The organism is Luteibacter sp. 621, from assembly GCF_050435445.1.
GTDB lineage: Bacteria > Pseudomonadota > Gammaproteobacteria > Xanthomonadales > Rhodanobacteraceae > Luteibacter.
The window spans coordinates 1-16,096 of the sequence record NZ_JBNDKI010000006.1 but is presented as its reverse complement, the minus strand read 5'-3'; the positions used below and the strand labels follow the sequence as shown (position 1 = coordinate 16,096).

16 protein-coding genes are annotated in these 16,096 nt (G+C 66.0%); 9 read left to right on the top strand and 7 right to left on the bottom strand.

The features are described from left to right. Positions 1–120: 120 nt before the first annotated feature. Positions 121–492 carry a diacylglycerol kinase gene (locus tag ABIE56_RS08590; RefSeq protein ID WP_247428672.1) on the bottom strand — a complete coding sequence of 124 codons (372 nt, stop codon included), beginning with the start codon at positions 490–492 and terminating at the stop codon, positions 121–123. 304 nt (positions 493–796) lie between these two features. Between ABIE56_RS08590 and ABIE56_RS08585 the strand changes: the two genes are divergently transcribed. The 5 genes from ABIE56_RS08585 to ABIE56_RS08565 all read left to right on the top strand — a co-directional run bounded on the left by ABIE56_RS08585 (position 797) and on the right by ABIE56_RS08565 (position 5,917). Next, positions 797–2,332 carry a peptide MFS transporter gene (locus tag ABIE56_RS08585; RefSeq protein ID WP_429243392.1) on the top strand — a complete coding sequence of 512 codons (1,536 nt, stop codon included), beginning with the start codon at positions 797–799 and terminating at the stop codon, positions 2,330–2,332. A gap of 48 nt (positions 2,333–2,380) precedes the next feature. After that, the gene (locus ABIE56_RS08580; protein WP_429243391.1) at positions 2,381–3,661 is read left to right on the top strand and encodes an ATP-binding protein; all 1,281 of its coding nucleotides are present in this window, start codon (positions 2,381–2,383) and stop codon (positions 3,659–3,661) included. Further along, entirely contained in the window at positions 3,658–4,239 is a 582-nt protein-coding gene (locus ABIE56_RS08575; RefSeq protein WP_429243390.1) for a response regulator transcription factor, read from the top strand. The genes ABIE56_RS08580 and ABIE56_RS08575 overlap by 4 nt, the downstream gene beginning before the upstream one ends. A 71-nt stretch (positions 4,240–4,310) precedes the next feature. Further along, positions 4,311–5,462 (top strand): sialidase family protein, encoded by a 1,152-nt coding sequence (locus tag ABIE56_RS08570; protein ID WP_429243565.1) that lies wholly within the window; start codon positions 4,311–4,313, stop codon positions 5,460–5,462. Then, positions 5,459–5,917, top strand: coding sequence for a TlpA family protein disulfide reductase (locus ABIE56_RS08565; RefSeq protein WP_429243389.1), 459 nt, complete (start codon positions 5,459–5,461; stop codon positions 5,915–5,917). The genes ABIE56_RS08570 and ABIE56_RS08565 overlap by 4 nt, the downstream gene beginning before the upstream one ends. 60 nt (positions 5,918–5,977) lie before the next feature. Here the strand turns inward: ABIE56_RS08565 and ABIE56_RS08560 are convergent, their stop codons facing one another. The 3 genes from ABIE56_RS08560 to ABIE56_RS08550 all read right to left on the bottom strand — a co-directional run bounded on the left by ABIE56_RS08560 (position 5,978) and on the right by ABIE56_RS08550 (position 8,471). Then, positions 5,978–6,979 (bottom strand): sensor histidine kinase, encoded by a 1,002-nt coding sequence (locus ABIE56_RS08560; RefSeq protein WP_429243388.1) that lies wholly within the window; start codon positions 6,977–6,979, stop codon positions 5,978–5,980. A 27-nt stretch (positions 6,980–7,006) separates the two neighbouring features. Then, entirely contained in the window at positions 7,007–7,735 is a 729-nt protein-coding gene (locus tag ABIE56_RS08555) for a response regulator transcription factor (RefSeq protein ID WP_045831332.1), read from the bottom strand. A 121-nt stretch (positions 7,736–7,856) separates the two neighbouring features. Further along, positions 7,857–8,471 (bottom strand): arylesterase, encoded by a 615-nt coding sequence (locus tag ABIE56_RS08550; protein WP_429243387.1) that lies wholly within the window; start codon positions 8,469–8,471, stop codon positions 7,857–7,859. Between ABIE56_RS08550 and ABIE56_RS08545 the strand changes: the two genes are divergently transcribed. Together ABIE56_RS08545 and ABIE56_RS08540 are read left to right on the top strand one after the other, a co-directional pair. Continuing rightward, a complete protein-coding gene (locus ABIE56_RS08545) occupies positions 8,470–9,156 on the top strand; it encodes an ABC transporter ATP-binding protein (protein ID WP_429243386.1) in 687 nt (228 codons plus the stop codon). The two genes, ABIE56_RS08550 and ABIE56_RS08545, sit on opposite strands and share 2 nt — an antisense overlap. Beyond that, the gene (locus ABIE56_RS08540; protein WP_429243385.1) at positions 9,153–11,636 is read left to right on the top strand and encodes an ABC transporter permease; all 2,484 of its coding nucleotides are present in this window, start codon (positions 9,153–9,155) and stop codon (positions 11,634–11,636) included. Before ABIE56_RS08545 ends, ABIE56_RS08540 begins: the two co-directional genes overlap by 4 nt. Positions 11,637–11,727: 91 nt before the next feature. Here the strand turns inward: ABIE56_RS08540 and rimI are convergent, their stop codons facing one another. Genes rimI through pssA form a run of 3 tightly spaced genes read right to left on the bottom strand, consistent with a single transcriptional unit; the run spans position 11,728 to position 13,465 of the window. Beyond that, a complete protein-coding gene (rimI, locus tag ABIE56_RS08535) occupies positions 11,728–12,201 on the bottom strand; it encodes a ribosomal protein S18-alanine N-acetyltransferase (protein ID WP_429243384.1) in 474 nt (157 codons plus the stop codon). A gap of 4 nt (positions 12,202–12,205) precedes the next feature. After that, a complete protein-coding gene (locus tag ABIE56_RS08530) occupies positions 12,206–12,676 on the bottom strand; it encodes a hypothetical protein (RefSeq protein ID WP_429243383.1) in 471 nt (156 codons plus the stop codon). A gap of 3 nt (positions 12,677–12,679) precedes the next feature. After that, entirely contained in the window at positions 12,680–13,465 is a 786-nt protein-coding gene (gene pssA, locus ABIE56_RS08525) for a CDP-diacylglycerol--serine O-phosphatidyltransferase (RefSeq protein WP_429243382.1), read from the bottom strand. 155 nt (positions 13,466–13,620) lie between these two features. Between pssA and ABIE56_RS08520 the strand changes: the two genes are divergently transcribed. Further along, complete coding sequence (locus tag ABIE56_RS08520; RefSeq protein WP_429243381.1) at positions 13,621–14,043, top strand: DUF4124 domain-containing protein; 423 nt, start codon at positions 13,621–13,623, stop codon at positions 14,041–14,043. Between the two features lie 39 nt (positions 14,044–14,082). Continuing rightward, entirely contained in the window at positions 14,083–15,783 is a 1,701-nt protein-coding gene (locus ABIE56_RS08515; protein ID WP_429243380.1) for a proline--tRNA ligase, read from the top strand. Positions 15,784–16,096 lie beyond the last annotated feature (313 nt).

Below are 16,096 nucleotides of genomic sequence, written 5' to 3'. Positions count from 1 at the left end.
GCAGCGGTTTCCTTGGGTGTGCGGAGCACAACTTACCCCAAACCACGCGCCAGCGGATTGTGCCTTTGGGCGTATGCGCCCCCGCGCCCGGCGCCGTTCAGGCCGGGCGACTAACCGGCTTCAGAAATACCGGGGAATCAGGATCAGGGCCCAGCTGATGCCGACCATGAGCATGAGCAGGAACACCGCCGCGGAGCCCATGTCCTTGGCCCGGCCAGCCAGTTCGTGGAACTCCGGGCTGACCTTGTCCACGATCGCCTCGATCGCGGAGTTGAGCAGCTCGGCCGCCAGGACCAGCACCGGGAAGGTGATGAGGATGATCTTTTCGACCCCACCCTGCCCCAGCCAGAGGCCCAGGGGGATGACCACGATCGCCAGGGAAAGCTCCGCCCGGAACGAGGCTTCGTACTGGTAGCAGGCTTTCAGGCCCTTCATGGACCACTGGAAAGCCGCGTAAATCTCGCGCGGACCGCGACGGACGTTCGATGCCATGGCGTCAGGCCTGCCGCAGGGCGGCCGGGCGGGTAGCCGGGACGGTGAGATGGTAGGTGCGCTGCGGCATGGGACTCGGCGGCCGGAGGGTTCGGGTTGGCCCCCTATGATGCCACAGGCGGCCTTCGCACGAGCTTACGGCCCCCGGGGCCCTTGTGGCGTATCGCCGCGCCCCTCTGGCGCTGCAGCACAACCCGGCGGACCATTTGTATTACGCTTGAACGGTTGTGGCCCCGTTCAGGGTCATGGCAACGGGAACGGCCATTCGTGGCCGTTCGCTGTTTCCAATGTGTCCGGAATTTAAATGGCAATCCAGAATCCGCCCGTTTCACAGACCAAGTCGTTCAGCACGGTCTTTCTAATCGAAATGTGGGAGCGCTTCGGCTTCTACGGCATGCAGGTGCTGATGGTCACCTACATGGTCAAGAAGCTTGGCTTCGCCGAAAGCGACTCCAACCTGGTCTGGGGTGCTGCCGCAGCCCTGATCTACGCCACCCCCGCCATCGGCGGCTGGATCGGCGATAAATTCCTCGGTACGCGCCGCACGATGCTCAGCGGTGCCGTCGTGTTGATGATCGGCTATGCCCTGCTGTGGGTGCCCACCGATAACGCCATCTTCCTGTATGTCGCCCTGGGCGTGATCGTCCTTGGCAACGGCCTGTTCAAGCCGAATGCCGGCAACCTCGTACGCAAGATCTATGAAGGCGATGCGGTCAAGATCGATAGCGCGTTCACCATCTACTACATGGCGGTGAACGTCGGCTCGACGATATCGATGCTGCTCACCCCGTGGATCCGTGATTACGTGGGTGAACATTACGGTGATGCGCTGGGCTGGCACACCGCGTTCGGTGTCTGCTCTATTGGCCTGATCCTTGGCCTGGTCAATTACTTCTTCATGCGCCACACCCTGGCGCACATCGGTTCGGTGCCGGACGAAACCCGTCCGCCGATGAAGAACGTCCTCGGCGTGATCGTCGGCGGCCTCCTCATCATCGGTGTTTCGGCCCTCATCCTGCAGAACCAGACCATCGCCAAGATGTGCGTTTATGCCGCTGGCGTGCTGATCCTGTTCATCTTTGCGCACCTCATCCGCTCGGTCGAGCGGAGCGAGCGCGCTGGCCTGATCGCCGCGCTGGTGCTCACCATCCAGACGATCTTCTTCTTCATCTTCTACCAGCAGATGTCGACCTCGCTGAACCTGTTCGCCCAGCGCAACGTTGATCTGTCGTTCGGTATCTTCGGCTTCGAAATCTTTCGCTGGATCCCCGAGCAGTTTCAGTCGCTCAACGCGATCTGGATCGTGATCCTCTCGCCGATCCTTGTCTGGATGTACAACACACTGGGCAAGCACGGTAAGGATTTCCCGGTCGCCGCCAAGTTCGCCCTGGGTTTCGTCGCCGTGGCCGCGGGCTTCTTCATGTACGGCCTGGGCGCCCACACCGCCGTGGATGGCAAGATCTCGTCCTGGTACATGGTCTGGGGCTACGGCCTGTACTCACTGGGCGAGATCCTGGTGAGCGGCCTGGGCCTGGCCATGATCGCCCGCTACGTGCCGGCACGCATGGGCGGCTTCATGATGGGCGCCTACTATGTGGCTGTCGGCGTCTCCCAGTACCTGGGTAGCGTGGTGGCGAACTACGCCGCGATCCCCAGCGACATCAACGATCCGCTGCAATCCCTGCCGATCTACACCAGCCTGTTCAACAAGCTGGGTTTCGTCGGCATCGGCTGCACGGTGCTGGCCGTGGCCATGCTGCCGCTCATGCGCAAGCTCTCGCTTGATCATGCGCTGGCCGATGTCCAGCCGGTACCGCCGGTTCATAACGAAGACCTGTAACGCGGCAAGGGCCGCCCCACCCGGGGCGGCCCTTCGCTTTAAGAGACCATGAGCGACCACCTACACAGCCCCTCTTCACGCTCCGGTCCGTTTGTCCTGGCACGCACCCTTGCCTGGCTGCGCCTGTGCGCCATCGCCGGCCAGAGCGTCGCGATCCTCTCCTGCGTCACCCTGCTCAAGCTCGATGTGCCGCTGCTGCCGCTGATGATCGGTGTGTGCGTGCTGGCGGTATTCGCCGCCGCTGCCTCGTTCCGCCTTGGCATGCCATGGAAGATCAGCGAGGGCGAGGCGATCGTGCACATCGCCTTCGATACGCTGGTGCTCGGCTACCTGCTCTATTTCACGGGCGGTGCGTCCAACCCGTTCGTCACCCTGCTGCTGGTGCCCATCGCACTTTCCGCGGCCGCGCTCTCCATCGTGGGCGTCGCGCTGGTTTCGATCCTGACGGGCGTGGCGTACGTGCTGCTGGTGCCTTACCACCTGCCGCTGCCCACCCTGGGCAACAAGAGCCTCGATTTCGACCTGTACGTGGCCGGCCTTGGCGTGAACTTCGTCATCATGGCCATCCTGCTGGGCGTGTTCATCAGCAACCTGGCCAAGGCGATCCGCGTGCAGCAGGATGAAGTGAACCGCGTACGCGAACGTGCGCTGCGCGATGAAGGCATCCTTGCCATCGCCACCCAGGCCGCGGGTGCCGCGCACGAACTGAACACCCCGCTCTCCACCATGCGAACGCTGCTGCCGGAGATTCGCCGCGAGCACGCCGGTGATAACGCGCTGGGCGACGACCTGGACCTGCTCGAGGGCCAGGTGGAGCGCTGCCGGACGATCCTTCGCGAGATGGTGGCGTTCGGCCAGGCGCAGCTATCGCAGGAGCCCGAGCGGCTCTCGGTCGGTCAGTTCATCCATGTGTGCATGGAGCGCTTCCAGTTGTTGCGCCCCGAAGCCGATGTAGCGCTGAGCGTGGAGCCGGGCGCGGAACGCCTTGCCCTGCGCTCGCCAGCGGGCTTGCGCCATGCCCTGATCAATCTGCTCAACAACGCCGTCGATGCCTCCTCGCTCAATGGCAGCGCGTTCGTCGGTTTCGATATCCGCGTAGAAGGCCCCTGGCTGGTGCTCACCGTGACCGATGAAGGCCCGGGCTTCGATGAGGTGGATGAACTGGGTACGCTAGGCCTGTCGCAGAAGGCGACGGGCCTGGGCATTGGCCTTGCCCTGGCGGAAGCGACCGCCGAACGCCTCGATGGCGAACTGGCCGCCAGCAATACCGGGCATGGCGCGCAGATGCGCCTGCGCCTGCCCCTTTCGGTCATTGGAGACCATACATGAACGAACTTGTCCCGCCCGGCGGCCGTCCCCTGCTCATCGTCGATGACGATCCCACGTTCGCGCGCGTGCTCGGCCGCGCCCTGAGCTCGCGTGGCTTCGAGGTCATCACCACCGATAACGCCGACGACGCTCGCGCGCTGACCCGCCGGCACCAGCCGCGCTACTGCGTGCTCGACCTGAAGCTGGGTGACGAGAATGGCCTGCGCCTGATTCCGGAGCTGCAATCGCTCGTACCGGATATCCGCGTACTGCTGCTCACCGGCTATGCCTCGATCGCTACGGCCGTGGAAGCGATCAAGCGTGGCGCCCACGATTACCTCGCTAAACCGGTCGATGCCGACGCCGTGGTACGCGCGCTGCTCGATGGTGACGCCGGCCCCGCCGAAGGCGATGACCTCGTCGACGCCCCGGACGCCCCCCTGCCGCTGCGCCGCCTGGAGTGGGAACACATCCAGCGTGTGCTCACGGAGTGCGAAGGCAACATCTCCGAGACGGCCCGCCGCCTCGGCATGCACCGCCGCACATTGCAGCGCAAACTGAGCAAGCATCCCGTGCGCGAGCGGCCGGACGAGATCTGATGAACACCATGCGAGAAGCGATCGCGCGCAAGCGCGCTGCGCGCCCCCCTGTAGGAGCGCGCTTGCGCGCGATGCTCCTGCTCCTGGTGCTTGGCCCTGCCGCGCACGCCCACGACATGGCCGCGATGGGTAACGAAGCCCCGCTTGGATTCGACGCCACCATCGACGACGCGGGTCACCTCTGGGTCGTCGATACCGTGGGCGAGCATGTCCGCGTCCGGCGTTCGGATGACATGGGCCGCGACTTCGCCCTCTCCACCATCGTGAACCCCACGGGTGAGCCGATCTACGCCGAGGGCGAGAACCGGCCGAAGATTGCACTGGGCCCGAAGGGCGAGCTGTACGTGACCTGGTCGCAACCACGCAAGGCCCCGTGGACCGGATTCGTGCGGTTCTCGCGCTCGCTCGATGGCGGCACCCATTTTGATGCGCCGAAAACGGTGCATGCCGACCGGGCGGAGATCACCCACCGCTTCGATTCGCTCGCGGTGGATGGCAAGGGCAACCTCATCGTTGCGTGGATCGACAAGCGCGATCTCGAGGCAGCGACGAAGGCGCATAAACCATACCTTGGCGCGGCAACCTATTACAGCTGGTCCACGGACCGCGGTGCGACGTTCGCGCCCGAGCAGAAGATCACCGACCAGAGCTGCGAGTGCTGCCGCATCGCACTCGCGCGCGCGCCCGATGGCCGCATCGACGCCTTCTTCCGCGCCATCTATGGCGACAACATCCGCGACCACGCCTTCGCGACGTTACCGGTGGGCGGAACGCCTGCCGTCTCGAGGGCGACGTTTACGCAATGGCATATCGAGGGCTGCCCGCACCATGGCCCTTCGCTGGCCATCGATACGGCCGGCACGCGCCACGCAGTGTGGTTCAGCGCCGTTGATGGCAAGCCGGAGATCACTTACGGTCAGCTCCAGCCGGGGAAACCGCCGGTGCATGCGTTCACCGTGGCGGGCAACGGCGCCTCGCACGCCGACCTCGCTGTGGATGGCAAGCACGTGTGGATCGCCTGGCACCAGATGTCGGCGAACGGCCTGCAGCTGATGCTGCGCGAATCGAATGATGGCGGCATCACATTCAGCGAGCCGCGTGCCATCGCGCATACCACGGGCCCCTCGGGCTGGCCCCGGTTCGTGCTGCACGATCACCGCGCCTTCGTGGCGTGGAACCCGGGCGGACAGTTCCGGCTGGTGCCCACGGAAGCGTTGCAGTGAGGCGGCTGCTGCTTGGTGCGGCGATCTTGCTTGCGCCACCGGCGTTCGCTGCCGCGCCGCAGCCGCTCGACTCGGCAAGTGTCCCGGCGCTTGTCGCGCCGCCGGCCAAGGGCAGCAAGGTTCTCGCCCTGTGGTCGCTCGATTGCGCGTACTGCGAGGAAAACCTGGCCGCGCTCCGCACCTACCAGCGCCAGCACCCGGACACCACGCTCATCTATGTCGCGACCGACCCGATGCGCGAACGCGAAGCACTTGAGGCACGCCTGAAGCAGGCAAGGCTGGACGATGTGCCGTCGCGGGCCTACGCCGATGCAACGCCGGACCGGATGAATTTCCTGATCGACCCCACCTGGGGTGGCGAGACGCCGCGCACCCTGGTGATCCACGCCGATGGTTCGCGCAAGGCGTTCAGCGGCGCACTCACCGCCGAGCGTATCGCGAAACTCGTGCCGTGACCTGTAGGAGCGCGCTTGCGCGCGAGCGCGCGCAAGCGCGCTCCTACCGCGTAGCGTTGCTCACGCCTCGATCGGCTGCGGGTTCGGGAAGCGCACGCTGGCAACGCGCGATGCACCAGGCAACGCGCGCAACTCGAGCGGCCACTGGAACCGATCCGACAACCGCCGCGCGATCGCCAGGTCGAAGCCATGCCGGTCGACGGCCGCATGCCTTCGGGTACCCGGCTCCGGCGCATCCACCGCGGGATTGATGACACTGACGCTGCCAGGCATCACCGTGACCACGATCGTGCCCTGGTCGGTCTGCTGCAGCGCGTGGCGGATAAGCTGCCCACACAACACGGCGAATACACGCGGCGAGGCATGCAGCGCGAACGCTGCCGGCTCATCCAGGATCAGCTCCACCGGCCGACCCGCGATGAGTTCGCGCGCGTAGTCCACTTCCTGGCGTAGCACCTTGTTGACGATGAAATCTTCCTCGGCAAGGCCCTGGTCGGACTCACGCGACAGGATGAGGAAGGCTTCCACCAGCGATTCGAGTTCCCGCGTGGAGCGGCGGATGCGCTCGAGCGAACGGTGGCCGAATTCGGACAGGTCCGTTTCGTCGGCCAGCATATCGGAGGACATTTTGATGACGGTGAGCGGGCTGCGCAGCTCATGGCTGGCATCACGGGTGAAGTTGCGTTCCCGTTCGCCGAAGCCTTCGATACGCGACGCCAACCCGTGCAGGCCACGCACCAGCGAAGCCACGTCACCATCCTTGCCCTTGCCCTTGCCTTCTTCCGCCGCCAGCCCTTCCATGTCGGGGTGGTCGGGATCCCAGCCGTTGAGCAGCCGAGCGAGTGCGGCGATGGGCAACCACGCCCGTGACACGGCCAGCCATGCCAGTGCGCCCGAACAGAGCATGATCGCCAGCGCCGCACCCAGGGGCGCGACGTTATAGGCGGCCATCAACGAAGCGATGACCACCACCAGCATCTGCAAACCAAAGACGATGGCGATGCGGGCGCGGAATGATCCGCGCCAGCCTCGCCCTGCCCCCTGCGATGTCCTGCCTTCCATCGATTACTTCCGGTCCCGCACCTTCGGTCAGGCCGTCTGGGAGGCGGCAACCTCGGAATCGAGGTCAGCCAGGCGGTAACCCGCGGAGTGGATGGTGTGCAGCAGCGGGCGATCGAACGGCTTATCGATCACGCGGCGCAGGTTGTACAGGTGCGAACGCAGGGTGTCCGAATCAGGCAGCGTATCGCCCCAGATCTCGCGTTCGATATCGCGGCGGCTGACCACGCGCGGCGATTCGCGCATGAGGATGGCCAGCAGCTTCAGGCCGATCGGCGAAACGGTCAACTCCTGGCCGCCGCGGGTAAGGCGCAGCGTGGCGGTATCCAGGGTCATGTCGCCCACGGTGAGCACTTCCGACGACACCTGGCGGCGGTCGCGGCGGATCAGGGCACGCAGGCGGGCTTCCAGCTCGCGCACTTCGAACGGCTTGACCAGGTAATCGTCGGCACCCGCTTCCAGGCCCACCAGCTTGTCTTCCAGCGTGTCGCGTGCGGTCAGCATCAGGACCGGGGTGGACTTCTTCCCGTCCTTGCGCAGCTTGCGACACACGTCCAGGCCATCCATGCCCGGGAGCATGAGATCGAGCACGATCACGTCGTAACTGTTGGATACCGCAAGGTGCAGGCCACTGACGCCGTCGGCCGCGTAGTCGACGGAGTAGCCCCGGCGTTCAAGGAATTCGCCCACCATTTCGGCGATCTGACGGTTGTCCTCAACGAGGAGGATCAGGCCAGCTTGTTCGTCGCGGTTGCTCATCGCTCCACTCTCCTTTCGGTGATTCACAAATGTGAAGAGTTAACGGCCGGACCGGTGAGAACAGCGTGAAGACCGAAAACAAGCATTCATTCTGGGTAGGACAACGTCGACGTTTCGTGGATTACATGAGCATCGGTGCAAGCGCTTTCCATACATTCTCCGCTACCCGCGGTTCACCCTTGGCCGTGGGGTGCAGGCCATCGTCCTGCATCAGCGCAGGATCCAGCGCCACGCCGTCGAGGAGGAAGGGCACCAGGGCCGCGCCGTGCTTCGCCGCGGCATCGGCGTAAACCTTGCGTAGCCCGTCGCGATATTGCGGGCCGTAGTTCACCGGTAGTTCGATGCCGAGCAACAGCACCTTTGCGCCCGTTGCCTTGGCAGCAGTAATCATCGCATCCAGGTTCTCGGCCAGCTTGCCCAGCGGAAGGCCTTGCAGGCCATCGTTCGCGCCCAGTTCGATCACCACTACGCCCGGCTTCTCCCGGCTTAATAGGCCCGGCAGGCGGTTGCGGCCGCTCAGCGAGGTTTCACCGCTGATGCTGGCATTGACCATTGTCCACGGCGCCGCCATGTTCGAAGTGCGCGCGTCCAGCAGACGCACCCAGCCGGCCTCCACCGGTATGTTGTGCGCCGCCGACAACGAGTCCCCGAGCACCAGCACCTTCCGCGGCGCGCCCGCCGCGTGGGCGATGGCGCAGCAAACCATAAGCAGCAACAGGACAAGGCTACGACGCATGAGCGATTCTTCCCGGGTTCTTCTAGAAGTGGCCGATGTTAGCAAGTCGGTTTTCGGGCCGGAGGGCCAGCTGGATATCCTGTCTGGCGTGAACCTGGCGGTGACCGCCGGCGAAAGTTTTGCCATCGTCGGCGCATCGGGCTCGGGCAAGACCACGCTGCTTGGCCTGCTGGCCGGCCTGGATGTGCCCACTGCCGGCACGATCCGCCTGGATGGCCAGGCCCTGGATGCGATGGATGAGGAGGCCCGCGCCGCCGTTCGCCGGCGCCTGGTCGGATTCGTCTTCCAGTCGTTCCATCTCCTGCCGGCCCTGACCGCGGAAGAGAACGTTATGCTGCCGCTGGAACTGGAGGGCGACGACAACGCCCGCGACCGTGCGCACGCCGCGCTGGATGCCGTGGGCCTGGCGGCCCGTCGGCGCCACTACCCGGCCCAGCTCTCCGGTGGCGAGCAGCAGCGCGTCGCCCTGGCCCGCGCGTTCGTGCACCGCCCACGCATCCTGTTCGCCGATGAGCCCACCGGCAACCTGGACCAGCACACCGGCGAACACGTGGGCGACCTGCTGTTCGATATGAACCAGCAGCACCAGACCACGCTGATCCTGGTAACCCATGACCCGCGCCTGGCCGCGCGCTGCGCCCGCCAGGCGGAGCTGCGCGAAGGGCGCCTTGGGGTGCCCGCATGAACGTGACCCGGCTTGCCCTGCGCACGCTGCGTCGCGAATGGCACCTCGTGGAGCTGCGCACGCTGGCGGCATCGCTGGTGCTGGCCGTGGTCGCACTCGGCGTCGTGGCAACGCTGTCCACGCGTATTGAACGCGGCATCCTGGCCAGTGCCGCCGAACTCATCGGTGGCGACGTCGGCGTATCCGCACCGGCGCCCTTGCCCGATGCCATGGCTGCCTCGGCCCGCGCCGATGGCCTGGGAATGACCCGCGGCGCCCAGTTTCGTAGCGTGGCCTTCGTGGGTGAGCACAGCCAGCTGCTGGATGTCCTCGCCAGCGATGCGGCTTACCCGTTGCGTGGCACGCTGGAAGTGAGCGCTGCCGATGGCCGTAGCCGCGTCGCTCACGGGCCGCCGCGCGGCGAGGTCTACCTCGATCATCGCGCCATGGTGGGGCTGGGCATCAAGCCCGGGCAGCGCGTACAGATCGGCGGGCAGGACCTGGTCGCCTCCGCCGAGCTGGTGCGCCAACCCGATGGCGGCGAACTGTTCGCCCTCGCACCGCGTGCTGTCATGAACCTCGATGACGCCAATGCGGCTGGCCTGCTCGGGGTAGGCAGCCGTGCACGTCATCGCTTGCTCGTGTCGGGCCCCCCGGCGGCCGTGGCGCGCTGGCGTGCAACCGTCGAAGAAGGTGCGTTGCCCGCCGGAGCCGACCTGATCACCCCCGAAAAGATGCAGGAGCGCATGCGCAGCGCATTTGATCGCGCCAGCGCGTTCCTGCGCCTCACTGCCCTGCTGTCGGCGCTGCTTTCAGGCGTGGCGATCGCACTGGCGTCGGCACGCTATGCGCGGCGCAAATCAGGCGAAGTGGCGTTGCTCCGTGCGCTTGGCACGCCCCGGCGCAAGGTGGCATCGCTGCTGGTCATGACGCTTGCGGCCCTTGCACTGCCTGCCGCCGCCCTGGGCGTGGTGATCGCGCTAGGCCTCACCGAAGGCGCCTGGTATTTCGCGCGCCAGCTGTTCGACAACATCCCGACCACGCTGCCACTGGCCCCGGCGTTCGCCGCGGCCGCGATGGGGCTCGCCGTGCTCGCGGGCTTCGCCCTGCCACCGCTGGTGCGCCTGGCCGAGGTACCGCCCGTCGCCGTGTTCCGTGAATCCATGCAGCGCCGCCTGCGCCGGTTCGATGTGCTTTACCTCGTACCGTTGGCCACGGCGATTGGGCTGCTCTGGCTGCAAAGCGATTCGGCGAAGCTGGCCGGGATCCTGGCCGTGAGCCTGGGTGGTGTCGCCGCCATCGCCGCCCTGCTTGCCGCACTGCTGCTGGTCATCGCGCGGCGCGTGGCGCCGGGCGCCCACCCAGCGCTTCGCCTGGGCCTGGCGGCCCTCGCCCGCCGCCGTGGCCTTTCGCTGGTGCAGGCCACGGCCTTGTCGCTCGGCCTGTGCGCGCTCCTGCTGCTCGCCGTCATCGCACCTTCCCTGCTCGAAGGGTGGCGCCGCGAATTGCCTGCCGATACGCCCAACTGGTTCGCGCTGAACCTGCAGGAAGACCAGCGCGATGCGTTCGCGCAGCAGTTGCAGCAGATCGGTGCGACCAAAACCAACATGATGCCGCTGGCCGTGGGCAAGCTCACCGCCATCAATGGCACGCCGGTGGACAAGCTGCCGTTTCTCGAAAATGACGAAGCCCGCGATGCCGCCGACCGCCAGCTGCGCCTGTCGTGGACGGCCGACCTGCCGCCCGCCAATGAGGTCGTCGCGGGTCAGTGGCCGGGTGCATCGCCCGCGGGTGCGGAGGTTTCCGTCGACACGTCGTGGCGCGATCGCTTTCACCTCAAGCTTGGTGACACGCTGCGTTTCGAAGTAGGCGAAGGCACGCTCGATGCGAAGGTGACCAGCGTGCGCAAGGTGGACTGGACATCGTTCCGGGTGAACTTCTTCCTGATGGTCGATCCAGCGCATGCGGGAGACATCCCGCACACGTGGCTTACCAGCTTCTACCTGCCGCGCGGCCACGGCGATCAGCTTTCGAAACTGTCACGCGACTACGGCAACCTCAGCCTGATCGATGTGGATGCCCTGCTCGATCGCGTGCGTGAAATCGTCGACCGCGTGGGTGGTGCCGTGCGCTGGGTGCTCGGCTTCAGCCTGCTTGCCGGCGCACTGGTGCTTACCGCCGCGCTGGCGGCGAGTGCCCAGGAGCGCAGGAAAGAGGCGGCCCTGCTGCGCACGCTCGGCGCCACGCGCACGCAACTTCGCGCTGCCGCGGCGTGTGAGTTCGCACTGTTAGGCCTGGTCGCTGGGCTCACCGCCGGGCTAGGCGCCGCGGGCGCCGGCTTTTGGCTGGGCAAGGCGGTCTTCCGCCTGGAGGATTTCGTGCCGCCGTTGTGGCCGCTGTTCGGCGCGGCGGCGGTCGCTGCCTTCGTGGTGATGCTGATCGGTTTGTTTGGTACCCGCCGCGTGTTGCGGACGTCGCCGATGGCGTTGCTGCGGGAATGAGGCCAGACCCATCGCGCGCAAGCGCGCTCCTACAAAAAGCGCGGCGGCCCTGTAGGAGCGCGCTTGCGCGCGATCCGGGCCGCGTCACCACTCAATCAGCGATGTGCATCTCCAGCGCCATCACGATCGCTTCTTCCCGGCCGTTCTTCGCGGGGTAGTAGGCTGGGCGGCGGCCGATCTCGGTGAAGCCCATGGATTCGTAGAGCGTATGAGCCACGGGGTTCGAGGGGCGCACTTCGAGGAAGATGCGCTCCGCACCGTACCAACGGGCCAGGTCCACCAGGCGGCGCATCATGCGCCGGCCGTAGCCAAGGCCGCGGTGCGCATCGCCGATGCAGACATTGAGCACATGGGCTTCGCCCGCTGCCACGGAAAGGATGCCGTAGCCGGCAATCTCGCCGTCGTGCACGATCACCCAGCAGTTGTGCCCCGCCTGCAGGCAATCGCGGAAGATGCCCGCGCTCCAGGGGAACTCGTACGAGGCGTGCTCGATGGCAACGACCGCATCGAGATCTTCGCGGCGCATGGCACGGACTTCGGTCGAGGGGCGAGCGACGGCAACCATGGCGTTAGCCCCTGCCGAGCGACCGGCCGAGGGCACGCAGCCCGTTCCACAGTCGCCGTTTGGCGGCGGCATCGGCCAGCAGGGCCGAAGGCGGATCGACGAGCACGATCTGCGCGGCGCTCATGACGGCGGCGGGCAATTCGTGGCCCAGCGCGCGCGCCTGTGCCTCACCAAACACGAGGTAATGTGCGGCGACCGGCACCTGGCCAAGGCCACGTTCCCCCGCTTCGAGCCGCGCGGCGCGGCCCATGACCGGCCCGAACGCCCGCAAGGCACGGCCAACCAGTTCGAGTTCACGCTCGCTCGCGCCAGCCGGCAACACGACGACGCAAGGCACGCGGCCATCAGGCGCGGGATCGTTTTCCGCATAGGGCACCTCCGCCGCGACTGCCACGCCAGCACCGCGCAAGCGCCACGGGGTAACCCCCATGACCTTGAGCAGGCGTTCGCGGCGCTCGGAGGAGATGGCGGCCATGGCCTATTCCACCGACCGCGCGTGGCGGCGCGCGCGGCGCCGATGGGCGGCGCGGCCCCACAGGGTCATCACCGGGCCGGAGATGGTGTAGATCACCGTGCCGGCGAACAGCACGCGTGCCGGATCGATAAACAGCAGCACGACGATAAGCACCGCGGCGATCAGCCAGATGAACGGCACGCGATCGCCCTTGGGCCACGCCTTGAAACTGTAGTAGCGCACGTTGCTGACCATGAGCAGGCCCGCGATGACCGCCAGCGGCAGGGTGAAGAACGCCACCTCCGCGCCGGTGATATCGAACTTGGTCATGGTCCAGACGAACGACATGCACAGCGCCGCCGCAGCCGGGCTGGCCAGGCCCTGGAAGTAGCGTTTGTCAGCCACCCCCACCTGGGTATTGAAGCGCGCCAGGCGCAAGGCGGCGCAGACCGCATAGATGAATGCCGCCGCCCAACCGATCTTGCCCCAGGTGCGGCCGTACTCGGCCAACGATGACAGCGACCAGGTGTACATCACGAGGGCCGGGGCGAGACCGAAGCTCACCAGGTCGGAAAGCGAATCGAACTGGACGCCGAACTCGCTCTGGGTATTGGTCAGGCGCGCGACGCGGCCATCCATGCCATCCAGGATGCCAGCCACGAACACCGCGAGGGCGGCCGTGCGGAAATCCCCGTGGAAAGCGGACACGATCGCGTAAAAGCCGGCGAACATGGCGCCAGTCGTGAACAGGTTCGGCAGGAGGTAGATACCGCGATGGCGGGGCCCCCGGGCTTGGATCGGATCGCTCATCGGCTCAGTCGTCACTTGGGCCTCCAGTTTAGCCCACCCGCTGTAAACCGTCAGTTGGTGCATTCCCGGCACAAAGCGGGACGCAGTCGCTTGCGTGGTCCGAAAGCGGGTGATAGATGTGTCGCCCACATTCATCTATGCCCGGGTACCGCCGCATGCGCCGCTGCATCGCCATTCTCCTGCTCGCCGCCGTCTGTCCGCTGGCCTTCGCCCAGGCCTATAAATGGAAGGACGCCCAGGGCGTTACCCACTACTCGGATTCGCCGCCCCCGGAAAGCTCGGCCAAGGTGGAGAAGATCAAGATGACGGGCGGCGTGAACGCGCCCTCCCCGGCCCAGCCGGCACCAGCGAAATCCAGCACGGCTGGCAACCCGCCCCCGGGCAGCCCGGTGGCGGACAACCCGGCTAACCGCGCCAAGCTCTGCGACTCACTCCGGAAGAACATGGAGGTGCTGCAGAAGGAAGCGGTCGTGAGCATGGACGACGGCAAGGGCGGCACCCAGCAGCTCGACGCGGCCGGCCGACAGCGCCAGGTGGAGACCACCCAGGCCCAGATGACCCTCTACTGCAAGTCATAACCCCCTATAATTCCGCTTTTCCCCGACGATATCCGCCCGATGCGCCTCAGCCAGTACCACCTCGCCACCGTCAAGGAAGTTCCCGCCGATGCGGATATCGCCAGCCAGCAGCTCATGCTGCGCGCCGGCATGATCCGCAAGCTGGCCTCGGGCCTCTACACGTGGTCGCCGCTGGGCCTGCGCGTGCTGCGCAAGGTGGAGGCCGTGGTGCGCGAGGAAATGGTGCGCGCTGGCGCCATCGAGATGCTGATGCCGTCGGTGCAGCCGCGTGATCTGTGGGAAGAGACCGGCCGCTGGGAAAAGTTCGGCGGCCAGCTCCTGAAGATGAAGGATCGCAAGGAGCAGGAGTTCTGCTACGGCCCGACGCACGAGGAAGTCATCACCGACTTCGCGCGCAACGAGCTGAAGAGCTACAAGCAGCTGCCACTCAACTTCTTCCAGATCCAGACCAAGTTCCGTGACGAGATCCGCCCGCGCTTCGGCGTGATGCGTGCGCGCGAGTTCCTCATGAAGGATGCGTACTCATTCCATCTCACCCCGGAATCGCTCGGCGAAACCTACAAGGTGATGTACGACGCGTACTCGCGCATCTTCACCCGCCTGGGCCTGGAGTTCCGCGCGGTGGATGCCGATACCGGCGCCATCGGCGGCAGCGCCAGCCATGAGTTCCAGGTGCTGGCCGATTCGGGCGAAGACCACATCGCGTTCTCGGATGCCTCGCCGTATGCGGCCAATATCGAAAAGGCCGAAGCCCTGGCGCCGGCCGGCGAGCGCCCCGCCCCGTCGGCGGAGCTCAAGCGCGTCGATACACCCACCCAGCGCACCATCGATGAGGTGACCGCGTTCCTGGGCGTGCCGGCCACCAAAACCGTCAAGACGATCCTCGTTCGCGGCGTGGAGGGCCTGGTCGCCCTGTGCCTGCGTGGCGACCACGACATCAACGAAGTGAAGGTGTCGCACCTGCCGGAGCTGGGCGACGAACCCGAACTGGCAAGCGAGGAACAGATCCTCGCCGCCACCGGCACCCGCCCCGGCTTCATCGGCCCGGTGGGCCTGCCCGACAGCATTCCGGTCATCGTGGACCGCAGCGCCGCGCTGCTCGCCGACTTTGTCTGTGGTGGCAACCAGGATGGCACGCACTACACAGGCGCCAACTGGGTGCGCGATGCGCGTATCACCCGAGTGGAAGATATCCGCAAGGTGGTCGATGGCGATGCTTCGCCGGATGGCAAGGGCACGCTGCGCCTGGCGCGCGGCATTGAAGTGGGCCACATCTTCCAGCTCGGCCAGAAGTACGCGGAGGCCATGGGCGCCAGCGTGCTCGATAGCAACGGCAAGATGAGCACGATGTACATGGGCTGCTATGGCGTGGGCGTGAGCCGCATCGTGGCGGCGGCGATCGAGCAGCGCCATGATGACAACGGCATGATCTGGACGGATACGATGGCGCCGTGGCGCGTGGCGGTGTGCATCATCAACCCGAAGAATGATGCGGCGGTGGCTGAGGCGGCGGAGTCGCTTTATCGCGAGCTGTCGGAAGCGGGCATCGATACGGTGCTGGATGATCGCGGCTTGCGCTCGGGTTCGATGTTTGCGGATATCGAGCTGATTGGTATCCCGCACCGCGTGGTGGTGAGTGGCCGTGGCCTTGAGGCGGGCACGTTCGAGTACCGCGCACGGACGGATGCGGAAGCCCGCAACGTGACCCGCGAGGAGTTGCTGGCCTTGCTGAACGGCTGAGCTAGCCCTCCGCACGAAACACGAAAAGGCCGCGAGCGATCGCGGCCTTTTTGTGTTTCGTGCTCTCGAGAAGGCTCGCCTGCGGCTTCGCGAGGCTCGGCTTTGCCATCGCTTTGTACACTTGAACGTATGGGCGAAGAGCCCTCGGTGCCCACCCTCGCTGCTCAGACAGGTCTCCAGCGTTCGATAAGGATGCCGCTACGCGGCCATGTACCTATTTGGCCTACGGCCGCGAACCGGCCGCCGTGAGGGGCTTTTCGACGAGACATCCGTGTCTCGTCAAAAAGGAACGGCCATCCATGGCCGTCCCCCT

Excerpts from the sequence above, each read along its gene's own strand:
- ABIE56_RS08590 (WP_247428672.1), bottom strand. The coding sequence starts at position 492 with ATGGCATCGAACGTCCGTCGCGGTCCGCGCGAGATTTACGCGGCTTTC.
- ABIE56_RS08585 (WP_429243392.1), top strand. The coding sequence starts at position 797 with ATGGCAATCCAGAATCCGCCCGTTTCACAGACCAAGTCGTTCAGCACG.
- ABIE56_RS08580 (WP_429243391.1), top strand. The coding sequence starts at position 2,381 with ATGAGCGACCACCTACACAGCCCCTCTTCACGCTCCGGTCCGTTTGTC.
- ABIE56_RS08575 (WP_429243390.1), top strand. The coding sequence starts at position 3,658 with ATGAACGAACTTGTCCCGCCCGGCGGCCGTCCCCTGCTCATCGTCGAT.
- ABIE56_RS08570 (WP_429243565.1), top strand. The coding sequence starts at position 4,311 with ATGCTCCTGCTCCTGGTGCTTGGCCCTGCCGCGCACGCCCACGACATG.
- ABIE56_RS08560 (WP_429243388.1), bottom strand. The coding sequence starts at position 6,979 with ATGGAAGGCAGGACATCGCAGGGGGCAGGGCGAGGCTGGCGCGGATCA.
- ABIE56_RS08555 (WP_045831332.1), bottom strand. The coding sequence starts at position 7,735 with ATGAGCAACCGCGACGAACAAGCTGGCCTGATCCTCCTCGTTGAGGAC.
- ABIE56_RS08545 (WP_429243386.1), top strand. The coding sequence starts at position 8,470 with ATGAGCGATTCTTCCCGGGTTCTTCTAGAAGTGGCCGATGTTAGCAAG.
- ABIE56_RS08550 (WP_429243387.1), bottom strand. The coding sequence starts at position 8,471 with ATGCGTCGTAGCCTTGTCCTGTTGCTGCTTATGGTTTGCTGCGCCATC.
- ABIE56_RS08540 (WP_429243385.1), top strand. The coding sequence starts at position 9,153 with ATGAACGTGACCCGGCTTGCCCTGCGCACGCTGCGTCGCGAATGGCAC.
- rimI (WP_429243384.1), bottom strand. The coding sequence starts at position 12,201 with ATGGTTGCCGTCGCTCGCCCCTCGACCGAAGTCCGTGCCATGCGCCGC.
- ABIE56_RS08530 (WP_429243383.1), bottom strand. The coding sequence starts at position 12,676 with ATGGCCGCCATCTCCTCCGAGCGCCGCGAACGCCTGCTCAAGGTCATG.
- pssA (WP_429243382.1), bottom strand. The coding sequence starts at position 13,465 with ATGAGCGATCCGATCCAAGCCCGGGGGCCCCGCCATCGCGGTATCTAC.
- ABIE56_RS08520 (WP_429243381.1), top strand. The coding sequence starts at position 13,621 with ATGCGCCGCTGCATCGCCATTCTCCTGCTCGCCGCCGTCTGTCCGCTG.
- ABIE56_RS08515 (WP_429243380.1), top strand. The coding sequence starts at position 14,083 with ATGCGCCTCAGCCAGTACCACCTCGCCACCGTCAAGGAAGTTCCCGCC.